Here is a 2,169-nt window from a genome sequence, read left to right on the forward strand (position 1 = left end):
GTTGATCTGCCTGGGCTTCGTGCTCCCGGCCACGGCTCAGGCCTGGTGGCAGGACGACTGGCACTACCGTAAACAGATCGCCGTCGACACCACACCGCAAGGCGCCGCGATCAATCAGCCGCTGGGCCGCACCGCGCTGTTGGTGCGCCTGCATACCGGCAACTTCACCTTCGATGGCGTCAAGGAAGACGGCTCGGATCTGCGTTTCGTCGCTGCCGATGACAAGACCGTGCTCAACCACCAGATCGAAAGTTTCGATGCGCTGATGGGCATGGCGCTGATCTGGGTCGATGTGCCGAATGTCGAGGGCGGGCAGCGTCAGGACATCTGGATGTACTACGGCAACCAGAAAGCTCCGGCCACCGGCAACGGTCAACTGACCTTCGACCCGAACTACACCGCGCTGTATCACTTCGACGGCGCCACCGGCACCCCGGCCAAAGACACCACGGCCTACGGCAACACCGCGCAGAGCGCGACCGGCGCGGCAATCGACGGTGTAGTCGGGCGCGCATTGCAGTTCAGCGGCCAACCGTTGCTGCTGCCGGCCAGTCCATCGCTGCAACATAACGCCGGCAGTGCGTTCACCTTCAGTGCCTGGCTGCGCCTGGATCAGGCCGGCGGCGAGCAACTGATTCTGGCCCGCCGTGAGGGCGCCAACAGCCTGCTGGTCGGCGTTGATCAAGGCGTGCCGTTCGTGGAGATCGACGGCCAACGTGCGCTCGCCACTCAACCGCTGAATCCGGGCCAATGGCAGCATGTCGCGCTGACCGCTGAAGGTTCGAAAGTCACCCTGTACATCAATGGTCGTGAAGGCGCGAGCCTCGCTCAGGCAATGCCGGCATTCAACTCGGTAATGGCCATCGGCGCCGATCTGCACGAAGGTCCGTTCCAGCCATTCGCAGGCGCCATAGACGAACTGCGCCTGTCAAAAGTCGCCCGTCCGGCGCCGCTGCTGCTGGCTGATGCCACCTCGCAAGGCGCCGAGTCGAAACTGGTGGCTTATGGTGTCGATGAAGAACAGTCCGGTTTCGGTTTCGGCAGCCTCGGTTTCCTGCTCAACGCCGTGCCGGTGGACGCCTGGGTGATCATCGCGGTGCTGGTGCTGATGATGTTCCAGTCGTGGATCATCATGCTGCGCAAGAACCACACCCTCAGCCGCGTCAGCAAGGCCAACGAAGACTTCCGCGAGCAGTTCGCCAAGGTCGGCACGCGCCTGGAAATGTTCGCCGACGACGCGCAGCTCGCCCAGCGTCTGCAGCACTCGCCGCTGTGGCGCCTGTACTCGGTAGCGGTCAAGGAGATCCGCACCCGCCGCGAGCAGGGCGCCGATACCTCGTCGGTTTCCGCTGCAACCATCGAAGCGATTCGCTGCTCGATGGACGGTGTGCGCACCCGCGAGAACCAGGCCCTCAGCTCGAAACTCTCGACCCTGTCCAACGCCATTGCCGGCGGCCCGTACATTGGCCTGCTCGGCACCGTGCTGGGGATCATGGTGGTGTTCCTCGGCACCGCGATGGCCGGCGACGTCAACATCAATGCCATTGCACCGGGTATGGCCGCCGCTTTGCTCGCAACCGCCATGGGCCTGTTCGTCGCCATTCCGGCGCTGTTTGGCTACAACCGCCTGATCACCCGCAACAAGGAAGTCAGTGCCGACATGCGCGTGTTCGTCGACGAGTTCATCACCCGCCTGGCGGAGATGCACGGCGAGAGCCAGTTCAGTGAGTCGTCGCATCGCGGCCATCACGCCAACCATTCCGTACCGGCCTGAGGAGCACTGACATGGCGTCCGTAAATGCCTCCCACGACGATGACGAAGATGCCGCAGTGGACAGCATCAACATCACCCCGCTGGTCGATGTGCTGATGGTGGTGCTGGTGATGTTCATCCTCACCGCCACTGCGCAGGTCTCGGGGATCCAGATCAACCTGCCCAAGGCCAGCGCCTCCGTGTCGCTGACCGAAGCCAAGACCAAGGCGATTTCGGTCAATGACGGCGGGCAGGTGTTTCTCGACGCTTACCCGGTGACCCTGGCCGAACTCGAAGAACGTCTGCGCATCGAGAAGGCGCAGAGCCCGGATTTCCCGGTGATCGTGCGCGGCGACGCCACGGTGCAGTACCAGAAAGTCATTGAAGTGCTGGATCTGTTGCGCCGGCTTGAACTG

The 2,169-nt window shown here is 63.2% G+C and carries 2 protein-coding genes; both read left to right on the forward strand.

The features are described from left to right. Position 1 precedes the first annotated feature (1 nt). Positions 2 to 1,774 carry a DUF2341 domain-containing protein gene (locus tag DBR24_RS16835; protein ID WP_128615311.1) on the forward strand — a complete coding sequence of 591 codons (1,773 nt, stop codon included), beginning with the start codon at positions 2 to 4 and terminating at the stop codon, positions 1,772 to 1,774. An 11-nt stretch (positions 1,775 to 1,785) separates the two neighbouring features. Further along, a partial coding sequence (locus DBR24_RS16840) for a biopolymer transporter ExbD (protein WP_146189069.1) occupies positions 1,786 to 2,169 on the forward strand: 384 nt, incomplete at its 3' end.

Origin of the sequence: Pseudomonas sp. HMWF006 (assembly GCF_003061205.1) — a bacterium.
Lineage (GTDB): Bacteria > Pseudomonadota > Gammaproteobacteria > Pseudomonadales > Pseudomonadaceae > Aquipseudomonas > Aquipseudomonas monsensis.